The following is a 13,503-nucleotide window of genomic DNA, read 5'->3' on the forward strand; positions in this document are numbered from 1 at the left end:
AAACGCCCCGGCATGACCGGGGCGTTTTGTTGGCTGCGCGCAAGTGCGTTACAGCACGATCTTGACCATCGGGTGGCTCGTCAGCGCCTGGTACAGCGCATCGAGCTGCTCGCGGCTGGTTGCACGCACGATCACCGTCAGGCCCAGGTAGTTGCCGCTGGAAGACGGGCGTTGCTCCAGGCGTCCCTCGTGGAACTCCGGATCGTGCTGCCGGACCACCTCGACGATGGTCTTGGCAAAGTCGTCGTGTTGCGGGCCCATCACCTTGATGGGGAAATCGCTGGGGTATTCGATCAGCGACTGTTCGGGCGGGATGTGGCCCGGCGGGGGTGTGTGCGAAGAGGTCATGTCGAAGTAAATGGGGTTGGTTACTTCTTTTTAAACCACAGCTTGACCGCGTCGATCGTGCGGCCGATGAAGCCCGCCTCCGGCACACCTTCGAGTGCCACCACAGGGAACTCCGACACCACGGTCGAACCGTCCATCACCTTGACCGTGCCCAGTTGCTGGCCTTGCGCGATCGGGGCGATCAGGGGGTCGCGGCGCTCGAGTACCGGCTTCAGGCGGGCACCTGCGCCCTTGGGCACGGTGATCCACTTGTCTTCCAGCACGCCCAGCTTCACGCTCTTGGCCTGGCCCTTGTACACGTCGGGCGTCTGCAGCGCTGCCTTGGCCTGGTACAGGCGCACCGTGTCGAAGAACTGGTAGCCGTAGTTCAGGACCTTCAGGCTTTCCTGCGTGCGGATAGCGTCGCTCTTGGTGCCGATGATGACCGACAGCAGGCGGCGGTTCGCGCCCGGCACATCGGGCAGCGGACGGTTGGCCGATGTGACGAGGCAGTAGCCGGCCGACTTGGTGTGGCCGGTCTTGCCCCCGTCGACGGTCGGGTCCAGCCACAGCAGGCGGTTGCGGTTGGGCTGCTTGATGTTGTTATAGGTGAAATCCTTCTGCGAGTAGAACTTGTAGTCCTGCGGATAATCCTTGATCAGTGCCGAGGTCAGGATCGACAGATCGCGTGCAGTGGAATAGTGATTCGGATCAGGCAGCCCGGCGGCGTTGGCGAAGTGCGTGTTCTTCATGCCCAGACGCTCGGCTTCGCGGTTCATCAGCATCACGAAGTTCGTCTCCGTGCCGCCCACGGCCTCGGCCAGGACGAGCGCTGCGTCGTTGCCGGATTGCACGATCAGGCCCTGGGACAAGTCGCGTACCGACACGGGCTTGCCCGGCTGCAGGAACATGCGCGATTCGTCGGTCTTGACGGTGCGCACGGTCTCGGTCGGCGTGATCATCTGGTCGTACTTGAGCTTGCCGTCGCGCACGGCTTCGAAGACCAGGTAGGCCGTCATCAGCTTGGTGAGCGAGGCGGGCTCGATGCGCTCGTCCATGTTCGCGCCGGCGAGCACCTGGCCGCTGGTCACGTCGGTCAGCATCCACGAGCGGGCCGCGACTTGCGGCGCGGGCACGGGCTGCGCCGCAGCCGGCAGCGCGGCGACGAGCACGGCGGCCGCCACGACCGTTGCGGCGGCGGAATGGATGGCGAAGGGCATGGAAGGGGCAAAGCGGGTCTGCATGTCGGGTCCTGCGGTCTGCTTGAGGTTCAACGATGCCGCACGCCGGGGGAGGTGCGGCATCCGGAAAATCAACGGGTGAAAGTTACGGCCGTGGCGACCAGGCGCCGGTAATCAGCTGCCGGATCAGGTGCAGCTTGCGGTGAAAGAAGTGATCGGCGCCCGGGATGACGATGACAGGCAGCTCCTGCGGCCGCGCCCAGTCGAGCACGTCGATGAGCGGCACGGTGTCGTCCTGCTCGCCGTGGATGATGATGGTGTCGGCCGGCACCGGCGCGACTTCCCAGCGCGAGGTGGCGGTGCCGACCAGCGCCAGGCGCTCGGCGGGCGTGCCAGCCTCGGCCAGGCGGCGTGCCACCTGTGAGACGACAAAGCTGCCGAACGAGAAGCCGCCGAGTGCCAGCGGCAGCGTGGCCACATCGGCTGACCATTCGGTCTGCGTACGCATCCAGTCGAGCACGGCCAGCATGTCGTCCTGCTCGCCGATGCCGTTGTCGTGCGTGCCTTCGGTCTTGCCCACGCCGCGGAAGTTCAGGCGCACTGTCACATAGCCGAGGCCGACGAAGGTGCGTGCGAGCGTTTGCGCAACCTTGTTGTCCTTGGTGCCGCCAAACAGCGGGTGCGGATGGCCGACCAGTGCCAGGCCGCGCGGAGCACCGTCCGGCTGGTCGATCGATAGGTCGATCTGCCCGACGGGGCCGGGGATCAGGCGTTCTTCGGTATGCACGTTCATGGAAATGCGGATGCAGTAAAGCGCTGGCTCACGCGTTGGCCGGACGATCGACCATCAGCCTTTCGACCGGTTTGCCGTCGATCAGGTGGCTCTGGATGATTTCGTCGATGTCGTCCTTGTCGACAAAGGTGTACCAGACGGCCTCGGGGTAGACCACCATGACCGGACCGAGTTCGCAGCGGTCCAGGCAGCCGGCCTTGTTAATGCGCACGCGGCCTTCGCCGTTGATGCCGAGCTCCTTGCAGCGCTTCTTGGCGTACTCCTGCATGGCCTTGGCGCCAAAGTCGGCGCAGCAACGCGAGCCGTCCTCGCGTTCGTTCAGGCAGAAGAAAACGTGGTGCTTGTAGTGGCTGCTCATGGGCGGACCGAGGTAGCTGGAGGGGCTGCGTGGCGGTGCGCGGGCAGGGCGTGAATGGCCTCCTGGCGTCGCGCACACATGTGGATTTGCGTAACGAGCCGGCATTATACGGGGCCACGGCGTGCCCCGATGTGCCCAAGCCTTGCGACGCAGCGGCGCAGTGTTGCGTCGCAACACGTTTTCCGGATCTCCGGACAGCCGGTGTGCGCGGATTCCGGGATTGACGACGGGGAGGGCGGGTGCCATCGTAGTCACACCGAGCTGGCACAAGGGCTGGCGGGTTTTGGACACGGAATTTAAACATTGGCATAGCCCTTGCAATAAAGGGCGACCTGCTGCGGGAAGCGACGGAAACATCGACGCATCGAGGCAGGAGAGAGACCACATCAGGGCGGGTCGGACCGGGCGAGCAATCGAGCGCACGGCCGGTCTGTGACACTCGAGGAAGACATGAAAAAACCGTTCTACAAAATCCTGTACGTGCAGGTGCTGGCGGCCATCGTCATCGGCGTTCTGCTGGGCCATTACTCGCCTGAGTTGGCTGTGAAGATGAAACCGCTGGGCGATGGCTTCATCCAGCTGATCAAGATGGTGATCGGGCCGATCATTTTCTGTACGGTCGTCTCCGGCATTGCCGGCATGCGCGACATGAAGAAGGTGGGCCGCGTGGGCGGCAAGGCACTGCTCTACTTCGAAGTCGTCTCCACGTTTGCGCTGGTGATCGGCTTGGCAGCGGGCCACATCTTCAACCCGGGCGCGGGCTTCAATGTGGACGTGAACACCATCGATGCCAAGGCCGTGGCGCAGTACGCCGCAAAGGCGCAGTCGGCGAGCACGGTCGACTTCCTGCTCAACATCATCCCGAGCACGGTGGTGGATGCCTTTGCCAAGGGCGACATCCTGCAGATCCTGCTGATCGCGCTGCTGTTCGGCGGTGCGCTGTCCGCCATGGGTGACCGTGCGCAGATGGTGACGGACTTCATCGACCAGATCTCCCACGTGTTCTTCCGCATCGTGCACGTCATCACGCGTGTAGCCCCGATTGGTGCGTTTGGCGCGATGGCCTTCACCATCGGCAAATACGGCGTGATCTCGCTGGTGCCGCTGCTCAAGCTGGTCGGCACGTTCTACCTGACGGCCGTTATCTTTGTGGTGGTGGTGCTGGGCATCATCGCGCGGCTGATCGGCTTCAACATCTTCCGCTTTGTCGCGTACATCAAGGAAGAGCTGCTGATCGTGCTGGGCACGAGCTCGTCGGAATCGGCGCTGCCGCACCTGATGGAAAAGATGGAGAAGCTCGGTTGCTCGAAGTCGGTGGTGGGCCTGGTGGTTCCGACCGGTTATTCGTTCAACCTGGACGGCACCAACATCTACATGACGATGGCGGTGATCTTCATCTCGCAGGCGCTGAACATCGAGCTGACCTGGACGCAGCAGCTGACCATCCTGGCCGTTGCGATGCTGACGTCGAAGGGCGCATCGGGCATCACCGGCGCGGGCTTCATCACGCTGGCGGCCACGCTGGCCGTGGTGCCGACGATTCCGGTGGCGGGCATGGTGCTGATCCTCGGCATCGACCGCTTCATGAGCGAGTGCCGCGCGCTGACCAACATCACCGGCAACGGTGTGGCGTGCGTGGTGATCTCGGCCTGGGAGCGCGAGCTGGATCGCGCCAAGTTGGCCCGCGTGCTGTCGGGCGACCGCAGCGACGAAGGCGTGCCGGCCACCCCGGCAGCTTGATCGGGAAGACTTGGCTGGCGCCTGCGGGCGCCGCCTACTGAAAGCGTATGATTGCGGGGCCTGTCTTCCAGACGGCCCCGCTTCTTGTTTGGAGCGCCTCGTGACACGCACGGCGGCTGGCGCGGCTCTGGAAGGCAAGGCGACGACACCCCCCGCCGCCGACCTCCAGCCGATGTCCGATCCCGATTTCTCCTTCACCAGCGCCTCCGGTTCGCGACGCGGGTTCTGGTGGCTGGTGGCGTTTGGGCTCGTGGTGGTGATGGCCCTGGTGTGCGCGACCACCTTCGTGGTGGCGTGGAACCGTGGGCTTGCGCAGGCACAACAAGCCGCGGGTGGCCGGGTTGATCGCTACGCTGCCAACCTCAAGAGCACGCTCGACCGCTACGAATACCTGCCGGCGCTCGTCGCGCTGCATCCGTTCATCCACGATCTGCTGGACAACCCGACGCCCGCCAACGTCGATCGCGCCAACCGCTACCTGCGCGAAGTCAACGACCGCGCGCATGCCTCCGCTACCTACGTCATCGCCCCGAGCGGCAAGGCGCTGGCGGCCTCCAACTACAACCAGCCCGATAGCTTTGTCGGCGCGGAATATCGGTTCCGGCCGTATTTCCAGCAGGCGGCCGAGGGCCATGTTGGGCGCTTCTACGGCATCGGCATTACGCGTGAGGAGCCGGGCTACTACATCTCGCAGCCCATCATGCAGGATGGGCGCGTGATCGGCGTGACAGTGGTCAAGCTCAACCTCGAATGGTTCGGTCGCGCCAGCCATGATGCGTCGGAACCTGTGATGGTGGCCGACGAGAACGGCGTGATCTTCCTGTCGTCGGTGCCGGCGTGGCAGTACCACACCGTTGAACCGCTCACGCCCAAGCTGCAGGCCCAGCTGGAATCCACGCGCCAGTACTACCGCAAGCAGATCACGCCGTTGCCGCTGCAGCCCGAGGCGCCCGCCTTCGTGAAGCTCGCGGGGCGCTTGCCGGAGGGGGCCGAGCTGGTGCGCATCGGCGAGCGCACGAACGCCACGCGCTATCTGCAGGTCTCGCGCGACCTGGTCGAGCCCGACTGGACGCTGATGTACCTCACGCCCGTCGACCCCGTGATGAGCGCCGCTCGCAGCGCTACCGTGGCGTCGGCGTTTGCCTTCGCGTTTGCGTGCCTGCTGCTGTTCTACTGGCGTCAGCGCCGTCTGCGCATGATGGAAATGCTGCGCAGCCGACGCCTGCTCGAAGCCGCGTATGACCAATTGGAACGCCGCGTCGAAGACCGCACCGCCGATCTGATGGCCACCAACGAGCAGCTTCAGCACGAGATCGTCGACCGCACGCGCGCCGAAGCCGAATTGCGCGCCACGCAGGATGAACTCGTGCAGGCCAGCAAGCTCGCCGCGCTGGGCCAGATGGCCGCCGGCATCACGCACGAGCTGAACCAGCCGCTGGCCGCACTGCGCACGTTCTCCGACAACACGCGCATCCTGCTCGAACGTGGCCAGCACGGCGCCGCCACCGACAACCTGCAGGCCATTGCCGACCTGACCGAGCGCATGGGCAAGATCACCGCGCAGCTCAAACTCTTCGCGGGTCGCTCGCGCCGCAAGCACAGCGATGTGCAGGTGCGCGTGGCGCTCGACCACACGCTGGCGCTGCTGCGTCCGCGTCTGGGCGACGTGCGGCTCGAGCTGCATTGGCGCATCCCCGAAGCCGAAGCCATCGTCCGCGCGGATGAACTGAAGCTGGAGCAGGTGCTGATCAACCTGGTCGGCAATGCGCTCGATGCCATCAACGCGAATGAACCCGCACGCGAGGGGCGCATCGATATCGACATCGGCCCTGCAGAAGGCACGGCAACGCAGTTGAACATTACAGTGCGCGACAACGGCCCCGGCATTCCGCCCGACGCCATGCCGCACTTGTTCGAGCCGTTCTTCACCACCAAGGAGATCGGCCAGGGGCTGGGCCTGGGTCTTGCGATCTCCACCAGCATCGCGCGCGACTTTGGCGGCGCGCTGTCGGCCGCGAACGTGCCGGGCGGCGGGGCGCAATTTACGCTGACACTGGTACGCACTGAGGCCACCTCTGCGGCATCCACCTGATTTTTCTTACGCAAACGACCTATGTCCGAAGGCTTGACCGTTCTCTTCATCGAAGATGACCCGCCTGTGCGCCAGGCCACCGCGCAGAGCCTGGAACTGGCCGGCTTCAACGTGCAGGCATTCGGCAGTGCCGAAGAAGCCGTCGGCAAGATCGACGCGAACTTCCCAGGCGTGGTGGTGAGCGACTTGCGCCTGCCGGGCGCGAGCGGCCTGGATGTGCTCGCGCACTGCCAGTCGTTCGGCACGGGGATTCCGGTGGTGCTCGTCACCGGCCACGGCGACATCACCATGGCCGTGCAGGCGATGCGCGAGGGTGCGTTCGACTTCATCGAGAAGCCGTTCCCGGCCGAGCGCCTGACCGAGACTGTGCGACGCGCCGTCGAGCGTCGCGCGCTGGAGCTGGAAAACCGCGCGTTGCGCCGCGAGCTGGCCGGGCCGGCAGCGGGCACGCGCATCATCGGGCGCTCGCCGGCGATGGGCGCGGTGCGCGCGCTGATCGAAAACGTGGCGACCACCGATGCACCGGTGCTCATCAACGGCGAGACCGGCACGGGCAAGGAGCTGGTCGCACGCAGCCTGCACATGCTGTCGCCGCGCCATGACAAGCCGTTCATTGCGCTGAATTGCGGCGCAGTGCCCGAGGCGATCTTCGAGAGCGAGATGTTCGGCCACGAGGCCGGCGCCTTCACGGGTGCGGGCAAGCGGCGCATCGGCAAGCTGGAGCATGCCTCGGGCGGCACGCTGTTCCTCGACGAGATCGAGAGCATGCCGATCGCGCTGCAGGTGAAGCTGCTGCGTGTACTGCAGGAAGGCGCGCTCGAGCGCCTGGGCTCCAACGAGTCTGTACGCATCGACGTGCGCATCGTCGCGGCCGCCAAGGGCGACATGGAGGCGCTGATCGACGCGGGCGGCTTCCGGCGCGACCTCTACTACCGCCTGAACGTGGTCGCCATCGATCTGCCGCCGTTGCGCGAGCGCCGTGAAGACATCATCCCGCTGTTCGAGCACTTCCTGCTCGAGGCTGCCGTGCGCTACCAGCGCCCGCTGCCGATGTTGGCCGAACGCCAGCGCCATGAGTTGATGCAATCGAACTGGCCCGGCAATGTGCGCGAACTGCGCAACGCGGCGGACCGCCTCGTGCTTGGTGTGGGCCGCACGCCGGTCGTGCCGGATGCCTCGGAAGACGGCATGCCGCTCAAGGAGCGCGTCGAACGCTACGAGCGCACGGTGATTGCCGAGACGCTGGCGCGCACCGGCGGCTCGGTGCACCAGGCGGCGGACATCCTGCAGGTCGGCCGCGCAACGCTGTACGACAAGATCAAGCGCTACGGCCTCTAGCGCAGCGTTCGCCCATCAACAAAAACGCCCGGTATCGACCAGGCGTTTTTTTGGGCAGCGAGATCACTCAGGCTTGCTTGGCCAGCGTCTGCTTGAGCAGGGCATCGAACGACGACCACTCCGGCTCGCCCACGTAGCGCTTGAGGATGCGCCCGTCACGATCGACCAGGAAGGTGGTGGGCGTGAGTTGCACGTCGCCGAAGGCCCTGGCGGCGGAGCCGTCGGCATCCATTGCCACCTTGAAGGGCAACTGGCGCGTCTGGCTGAAGTTCATCACGTACATCGGCGCGTCGTAGCTCATGGCCACGGCCACGTATTCGAGGCCCTCACCCTTGTACTTGTTGTACGTCTGGACCATGTTGGGCATCTCTTTGATGCACGTGGCGCAGCTCGTGGCCCAGAAGTTGACGAGGTAGACCTTGCCCTTGAGGTCTTGCGTGGACAGCTTTTGCCCATCGAGCAGCGTGAAGGTGGCGGCAGGCACCTGCTGCGACGGCGAGAACGCACGCCAGCCGAACCAGCCAGCCACGGCCAGCACCAGCACGATCACGGGCAGCAGCCAGCGGCGGCCACCAGAAGTGGCGGGGGCGGCGGCTGCGGAAGAAGTCAAGGTCGAGGCCATGTCGGCAACGGATCCGGAAGGGGAAACAAACATCTATTGTAGGCCCGCCGCGCCGACCTCGCTGGGTGGTTGCGACATTCTGTCTATTGCGATTTTCGCGTCACTCCGTGTCGGCGAGCACGGTTTCGTACAAGGCCAGGTCCGAGGCGGAGAAGCAGCAGAAGGTGATTGCATCGAGGCTGGCGCCATGTTCGTGCGCAACGCGCACGGCAATCGGCGCTGCCAGTTCCGGTGGGAAGCCATACACCCCGGTGCTGATGCCGGGAAACGCGATCGTGCGGATACCGTGCGCGCGGGCCAGTTCGAGGCTGTTGCGGTAGCACGCCGCCAGCAGCGCCGGCTCGTCCTGCCGACCGCCGTGCCAGACCGGGCCAACGGTGTGGATGACGTAGCGCGCGGGCAAGCGAAAGCCCGGTGTGAGCTTGGCCTCACCCGTGCGGCAGCCGTGGAGTGCGCGGCACGCCTCCAGCAGTTCCGGTCCGGCAGCCCGATGGATGGCGCCGTCCACGCCGCCGCCGCCCAGCAGCGAGCTGTTGGCCGCGTTGACGATGGCATCGCAGTCGAGCGTGGTGATGTCGGCGCGCAGCGCGCGCAGGGTGGCGATGGGGCTTGGCATGGCGTGGTCCTCGAAGGTCGGGCGGACATCTCTGTCCGATAATAGGCGGCTCGCAAAACAGGCAGAACAACACAGGAGGCGATGTGGCAGTCACAGCAACGGCAGGCTGGCGGAGGGGGTTGGGCGCGGCGGTGTGCGCGCTGCTGATGGCCTGTTCGCCCAAGTACGACTGGCGCACGGTGCATTCCAGCGAGGGCGCCTACGCCGTGGACTACCCCGCCAAGCCCACCGCCGAGGCCCGCCCCATCGCCATCAACGGCCAGCGCCTGCCGATGACGATGCAGGCCGCGAGCATCGACGGCACGCTGTTCGCTGTCGGCGTGGTGGAGTTGCCGGCCGATGACCCAGTCTGGCGCCAGCGCGCCGTGGACGCCCTGCGCAATGGCCTGTCGGCCAACCTGAAGGGCCGCGTGACCGAGCGCGATATCGCCGTGCAGACCGCCGCACAGCCGCCGGTGTCGTTGCCGGCGGTGGAGCTGATCGCCCAGGGCGCTGGCGGGGACGACCCCGCGCCGCGCCGGTTGACCGCCCGCGTGGTCGCCACGGGCAAGCACGCTTACCAGGCTGTCGTGCTCGAATCGGGCGCCGCCGCGCGCGATGCGAGCCAGCAAGAACAGGTCGACCAGTTTCTTGCCAGCTTCCACCCGTACTAGGCCCGAGCGCACTGGCGGCAGCCGGGGCACAATTCTCGTTTTCCGCTTTACCTCACTACCTCACAGGGAACCATCATGGCGTTGCAAGTCTGGCTGGCCTTCTTTCTGGCTTCCTGGGTGATTGCGGTTTCACCGGGGTCGGGCGCGATCCTGAGCATGACCCATGGCCTGACGCATGGCGTGCGTCGAACATCGGTCACGATTGCCGGGCTGGAGCTCGGTCTTGTGGTGATCCTGTTCATCGCAGGTGCGGGGTTGGGGGCGCTGCTGGTGGCGTCCGAACATGCCTTTACCGCCATCAAGATCGTCGGCGCGCTGTACCTGATCTATCTGGGCATCGTGCAGTGGCGCACGCCCATCCAGATCAGCAAGCCGGCTGAAGGCGAATCGCCGAATGTGTCATCGCGGGCGTCGGGCAGCAGCGGCATGCGCCGCTTCCTGGCCGGCCTGCTGACGAACCTGACGAACCCCAAGGGCATCCTTTTCATGGTGGCGGTGCTGCCGCAGTTCATCGATCCGGCCAAGCCGCTGCTTTCGCAGCTCGCCATCTTGGCGGTTACGATGGTATTCGTCGACCTGATCGTCATGCATGGTTACGCGCTGCTCGCCTCGCGTGCGCAGCGGCTGTTCCGCGACCCGCGCGCACTGCGCTGGCAGAGCCGTTTCTTCGGCGGCATGCTGATGAGCATTGGCGCAGCGCTATTCTTCGTGAAGCGCCAGACGGCTTGAGCCACCCGCTTGCGCGGGGTGGACCCTAATCCGCCTTCACTCCGCGCCGATATTGGATGGCCTCGCCCACGTGCGCCGCGTCGATCTGCTCGTCGCCCGCCAGATCGGCAATGGTGCGCGCGAGCTTGAGCACCCGCGCGTAGGCGCGCGCAGACCACGAAAAGCGCGTCATCGCATGGCGCAGCAGGCCGTCGGCGGCATCGGTGCGGCTGCAATGCAGATCGATCTCATGACCGGCCAACAGGGCGTTGCGCTTGCCTTGCCGCGCGAGCTGTCTGGCATGCGCGGCCGACACGCGTTCCGCCACGTTGAGCGTGGGCTCGCCGGGCGGCCCGTCGAGCAGTTCTTCCTGCGAGGGCGTCGGCACTTCGATCTGCACATCGATGCGATCGAGCAGCGGGCCGGAAATGCGCGCCTGGTAGCGTTCCACCTGATCCGGCGTACAACGGCACGCACGCAGCGGATGCCCGCGATAGCCGCACGGGCACGGGTTCATCGCGGCGATGAGTTGGAAGCTGGCGGGGAAATCGGTCTGGTGCGCGGCACGCGAGATGGTGATGTGGCCAGTCTCCAGTGGCTCGCGCAGGACTTCGAGCACGCGGCGTTCGAACTCGGGCAACTCGTCGAGGAACAGCACCCCCTGATGCGCCAGCGAGATTTCGCCCGGCCTCGGCGTATTGCCACCGCCCACCATCGCCACGGCGGATGCCGTGTGATGCGGCGCACGGAAGGGCCGCACCTTCCAGCGTCGTGCGTCGAAGCCGCGCGTGGTCAGGCTCATCACGGCGGCAGCGGAGAGCGCCTCGTCATCGCTCATGTCGGGCAGCAGGCCGGGAAAGCGTTGCGCGAGCATCGACTTGCCGGTGCCGGGTGGGCCGATCATCAGCATCGAGTGGCCACCGGCAGCCGCCACCTCCAGCGCGCGGCGCGCCTGCGGCTGGCCGCGCACGTCGGCCAGATCCGGATAGCGGACGTCGGCTTCGACTGGCGCGGGCAGGGCGGGGGCGAGCTTGCGGTCGGGCGCGCTGAGGTGGTCGCACACCTCAATCAGCGTGCGTGCGGGCAAGACCTTGGTGCCGCTCACGAGCGCGGCTTCGGCGGCATTTTCGGCGGGCAGCACGAAGGCGCGGGCAAGCGGCGCTTCGCCATCCGTGGGGGCAGGGTTGCGCGACAGCGCATACGCCATCGCCAGCGCACCGCGAATCGGCCGCAGATCACCTGAGAGCGACAACTCGCCCGCAAACTCGTGCGCGTCCAGATGCGTGTGCGGAATCTGCCGGCTTGCAGCGAGGATGCCCAGCGCGATCGCCAGGTCAAAGCGCCCAGATTCCTTCGGAAGGTCCGCCGGCGCCAGGTTGACGGTGATGCGCCGGGCGGGAAACTCGAAGCGGCTGTTCTGGATGGCCGCGCGCACGCGGTCCTTGCTCTCCTTCACCTCGGTGTCGGGCAGGCCCACGATCGTGAACGACGGTAACCCGTTCGCCAGATGCACCTCCACCGACACGGCTGGCGCATCGATGCCCGACAGCGCGCGCGAACGCAGGACAGCGAGGCTCATCGCGTGGCCCCCCGACAGAGATCACGAACGAGGCGGAGGGCAAGGCTTCTGAGCATGGCGTGACGGTGTGTGACGGTTGGGGAACCCGCCACTGTGCCAGCCGCGTTGTGCCGCCATGTTCGCCGGCATCCAAATTTGACGATCGGCGCCAGCTGGGCACGCGGGCATAAAAAAACCGGAGCACTGGGCTCCGGTTTTGCGGTCGGCAGATCGGATCAGGGGAAGGCCGGCATGGCCGCATCTTCGCCGCTGAAGTGGCCTTCGGGGTGTGTCCTTTCCAGTAGCGCGCGGATTTCTTTGATGCGCGAGCGCGGCACATCCACCATCAGCAGGATCTGCCCATCCTCCACCGCCTGCTTGAACGGTTTGAGGCGGCTGTTCGGCACGGAACTGCCGATCATGCTCGAAGCCCAGGCGCCAAACAGCGCACCGACCACGGTCGTGATACCGACCATGCCCCACTGCGGCCCCTCGCCGATGACCGGGAAGATCGCCGCCACCACTCCCGCAAGCACGCCAGCACCGCCGCCGATCACCAGCCCATTCTGGGTGGCATGGACGATGTCCGATGTCTGAAGGATGTTGGCCTCGTGCAGGCCGGTGAGATCGACTCCGGGTTTGGAGACGAAGTGGATATGGCGCTCGGTAATGCGCGCCAGCAGGAGGTCGTTCATCACGCGCCGGGCGCTGCCAACGTCCGGCATCAGGAAGTAGAGGCGATGCTGCATGATCTTCTCCTCAAGCGTGAGCCTTAGAGGAGTTCTAGATCAGTTCGCCAGCCGCAACAAGGCGGCGCGTTGATCTTTTTTACTGTGCGCCGCAGCAAGGGTGCGGCCCCCGGCACAGCGACGGCGCAGATGCGCACCTGGCGCAACACCGGGCAGCAGGGTTACTGATCGGCGGGCGCCGCGGATTTGAGCTGCGCCTCCAGTGCGGCCACCCGCGTTTCCAACTCTTCCAGCCGGGCACGCGTGCGCGCGAGCACTTGCGACTGGACGTCGAATTCTTCACGTGTGACCAGATCGAGCTTGGAAAAGCCCTGGGTCATCATCGCGCGCACATTCTTTTCGATGTCGGCGGCGGGCGAGTTGCGCAGCGCTTCGCTCACGCGGTTCTGGAAATCGGAAAAGAGATCGGTCGGTTTCATGGTGTTGGCTCCGTGGGTCCTGCTGCCTGCGCCAATCCGGTGCATGCACCGCAACTGTGCGGAAAAATTGCTGTGCCATGGTGCGAGGGCCGGGGTCTGACGCGTGATTTCAGTGCGGCAGGCCCGGATGGTACCGGCTGAGCGCGCTGAACGGCACACTTCGCGTCAAATCTCGCTGCGATGCGGCATTGGCAGTGCCACACAAACAGGGACAGAACAGGCCTCTGCCGTTTGGGATACGGGGATCTGTCGGCCTCGCAGGGGGCTGAATTCACTCTATCACACGGCTTTTATCGCGCCATGACGGCGTGGGGCGGTGTCGTCTGAATCCGCCTGCGGCAACCGTTGG

At 65.7% G+C, this 13,503-nt stretch carries 14 protein-coding genes; 5 read left to right on the plus strand and 9 right to left on the minus strand.

Going from position 1 to position 13,503, the window contains the following annotated elements; all coding sequences use genetic code 11:
- Positions 1 to 48: 48 nt before the first annotated feature.
- The 4 genes from NG900_RS02605 to NG900_RS02620 form a co-directional block, all read right to left on the minus strand.
- Positions 49 to 348, minus strand: coding sequence for an HP0495 family protein (locus NG900_RS02605; protein WP_252676385.1), 300 nt, complete (start codon positions 346 to 348; stop codon positions 49 to 51).
- A 20-nt stretch (positions 349 to 368) separates the two neighbouring features.
- The gene (locus NG900_RS02610) at positions 369 to 1,571 is read right to left on the minus strand and encodes a D-alanyl-D-alanine carboxypeptidase family protein (RefSeq protein ID WP_252676387.1); all 1,203 of its coding nucleotides are present in this window, start codon (positions 1,569 to 1,571) and stop codon (positions 369 to 371) included.
- 82 nt (positions 1,572 to 1,653) lie between these two features.
- Positions 1,654 to 2,301 carry an alpha/beta hydrolase gene (locus tag NG900_RS02615; RefSeq protein WP_252676389.1) on the minus strand — a complete coding sequence of 216 codons (648 nt, stop codon included), beginning with the start codon at positions 2,299 to 2,301 and terminating at the stop codon, positions 1,654 to 1,656.
- Positions 2,302 to 2,329: 28 nt separating this feature from the next.
- The gene (locus NG900_RS02620) at positions 2,330 to 2,659 is read right to left on the minus strand and encodes a (2Fe-2S) ferredoxin domain-containing protein (protein WP_252676391.1); all 330 of its coding nucleotides are present in this window, start codon (positions 2,657 to 2,659) and stop codon (positions 2,330 to 2,332) included.
- A 450-nt stretch (positions 2,660 to 3,109) separates the two neighbouring features.
- Between NG900_RS02620 and NG900_RS02625 the strand changes: the two genes are divergently transcribed.
- From NG900_RS02625 to NG900_RS02635, 3 genes are all read left to right on the plus strand, one after another.
- Positions 3,110 to 4,399: a dicarboxylate/amino acid:cation symporter gene (locus tag NG900_RS02625; protein ID WP_252676392.1), complete on the plus strand. Its 1,290-nt coding sequence runs from the start codon at positions 3,110 to 3,112 to the stop codon at positions 4,397 to 4,399.
- 172 nt (positions 4,400 to 4,571) lie between these two features.
- Positions 4,572 to 6,491, plus strand: coding sequence for a sensor histidine kinase (locus NG900_RS02630; protein ID WP_252676907.1), 1,920 nt, complete (start codon positions 4,572 to 4,574; stop codon positions 6,489 to 6,491).
- 21 nt (positions 6,492 to 6,512) lie between these two features.
- Positions 6,513 to 7,829, plus strand: a complete 1,317-nt coding sequence (locus tag NG900_RS02635) for a sigma-54-dependent transcriptional regulator (protein WP_252676394.1) — start codon at positions 6,513 to 6,515, stop codon at positions 7,827 to 7,829.
- A gap of 67 nt (positions 7,830 to 7,896) precedes the next feature.
- Here NG900_RS02635 and NG900_RS02640 read toward each other — a convergent pair whose 3' ends face one another.
- The gene (locus tag NG900_RS02640; protein ID WP_252676396.1) at positions 7,897 to 8,451 is read right to left on the minus strand and encodes a TlpA disulfide reductase family protein; all 555 of its coding nucleotides are present in this window, start codon (positions 8,449 to 8,451) and stop codon (positions 7,897 to 7,899) included.
- A gap of 100 nt (positions 8,452 to 8,551) precedes the next feature.
- Positions 8,552 to 9,067, minus strand: coding sequence for an O-acetyl-ADP-ribose deacetylase (locus NG900_RS02645; RefSeq protein ID WP_252676398.1), 516 nt, complete (start codon positions 9,065 to 9,067; stop codon positions 8,552 to 8,554).
- An 83-nt stretch (positions 9,068 to 9,150) separates the two neighbouring features.
- On the opposite strand from NG900_RS02645, the gene NG900_RS02650 reads away from it, so the two are divergent.
- Positions 9,151 to 9,720 (plus strand): hypothetical protein, encoded by a 570-nt coding sequence (locus NG900_RS02650; protein ID WP_252676400.1) that lies wholly within the window; start codon positions 9,151 to 9,153, stop codon positions 9,718 to 9,720.
- Between the two features lie 75 nt (positions 9,721 to 9,795).
- Positions 9,796 to 10,449, plus strand: coding sequence for a LysE family transporter (locus NG900_RS02655; RefSeq protein WP_252676402.1), 654 nt, complete (start codon positions 9,796 to 9,798; stop codon positions 10,447 to 10,449).
- Positions 10,450 to 10,474: 25 nt separating this feature from the next.
- On the opposite strand, the gene NG900_RS02660 is transcribed toward NG900_RS02655, so the two are convergent.
- The 3 genes from NG900_RS02660 to NG900_RS02670 form a co-directional block, all read right to left on the minus strand.
- The gene (locus NG900_RS02660; protein WP_252676404.1) at positions 10,475 to 12,007 is read right to left on the minus strand and encodes a YifB family Mg chelatase-like AAA ATPase; all 1,533 of its coding nucleotides are present in this window, start codon (positions 12,005 to 12,007) and stop codon (positions 10,475 to 10,477) included.
- A gap of 215 nt (positions 12,008 to 12,222) precedes the next feature.
- Positions 12,223 to 12,735, minus strand: coding sequence for a DUF1269 domain-containing protein (locus NG900_RS02665; RefSeq protein ID WP_252676406.1), 513 nt, complete (start codon positions 12,733 to 12,735; stop codon positions 12,223 to 12,225).
- Positions 12,736 to 12,896: 161 nt separating this feature from the next.
- Positions 12,897 to 13,154, minus strand: a complete 258-nt coding sequence (locus tag NG900_RS02670) for an accessory factor UbiK family protein (RefSeq protein ID WP_004637064.1) — start codon at positions 13,152 to 13,154, stop codon at positions 12,897 to 12,899.
- Positions 13,155 to 13,503 lie beyond the last annotated feature (349 nt).

This window comes from Ralstonia soli (assembly GCF_023955655.1).
Lineage (GTDB): Bacteria > Pseudomonadota > Gammaproteobacteria > Burkholderiales > Burkholderiaceae > Ralstonia > Ralstonia soli.

Coding starts and splice junctions, on each gene's coding strand:
- NG900_RS02645 (WP_252676398.1), bottom strand. CDS start 9,067: ATGCCAAGCCCCATCGCCACCCTGCGCGCGCTGCGCGCCGACATCACC.
- NG900_RS02670 (WP_004637064.1), bottom strand. CDS start 13,154: ATGAAACCGACCGATCTCTTTTCCGATTTCCAGAACCGCGTGAGCGAA.
- NG900_RS02655 (WP_252676402.1), top strand. CDS start 9,796: ATGGCGTTGCAAGTCTGGCTGGCCTTCTTTCTGGCTTCCTGGGTGATT.
- NG900_RS02615 (WP_252676389.1), bottom strand. CDS start 2,301: ATGAACGTGCATACCGAAGAACGCCTGATCCCCGGCCCCGTCGGGCAG.
- NG900_RS02630 (WP_252676907.1), top strand. CDS start 4,572: ATGTCCGATCCCGATTTCTCCTTCACCAGCGCCTCCGGTTCGCGACGC.
- NG900_RS02665 (WP_252676406.1), bottom strand. CDS start 12,735: ATGCAGCATCGCCTCTACTTCCTGATGCCGGACGTTGGCAGCGCCCGG.
- NG900_RS02610 (WP_252676387.1), bottom strand. CDS start 1,571: ATGCAGACCCGCTTTGCCCCTTCCATGCCCTTCGCCATCCATTCCGCC.
- NG900_RS02625 (WP_252676392.1), top strand. CDS start 3,110: ATGAAAAAACCGTTCTACAAAATCCTGTACGTGCAGGTGCTGGCGGCC.
- NG900_RS02640 (WP_252676396.1), bottom strand. CDS start 8,451: ATGGCCTCGACCTTGACTTCTTCCGCAGCCGCCGCCCCCGCCACTTCT.
- NG900_RS02660 (WP_252676404.1), bottom strand. CDS start 12,007: ATGAGCCTCGCTGTCCTGCGTTCGCGCGCGCTGTCGGGCATCGATGCG.
- NG900_RS02620 (WP_252676391.1), bottom strand. CDS start 2,659: ATGAGCAGCCACTACAAGCACCACGTTTTCTTCTGCCTGAACGAACGC.
- NG900_RS02635 (WP_252676394.1), top strand. CDS start 6,513: ATGTCCGAAGGCTTGACCGTTCTCTTCATCGAAGATGACCCGCCTGTG.
- NG900_RS02605 (WP_252676385.1), bottom strand. CDS start 348: ATGACCTCTTCGCACACACCCCCGCCGGGCCACATCCCGCCCGAACAG.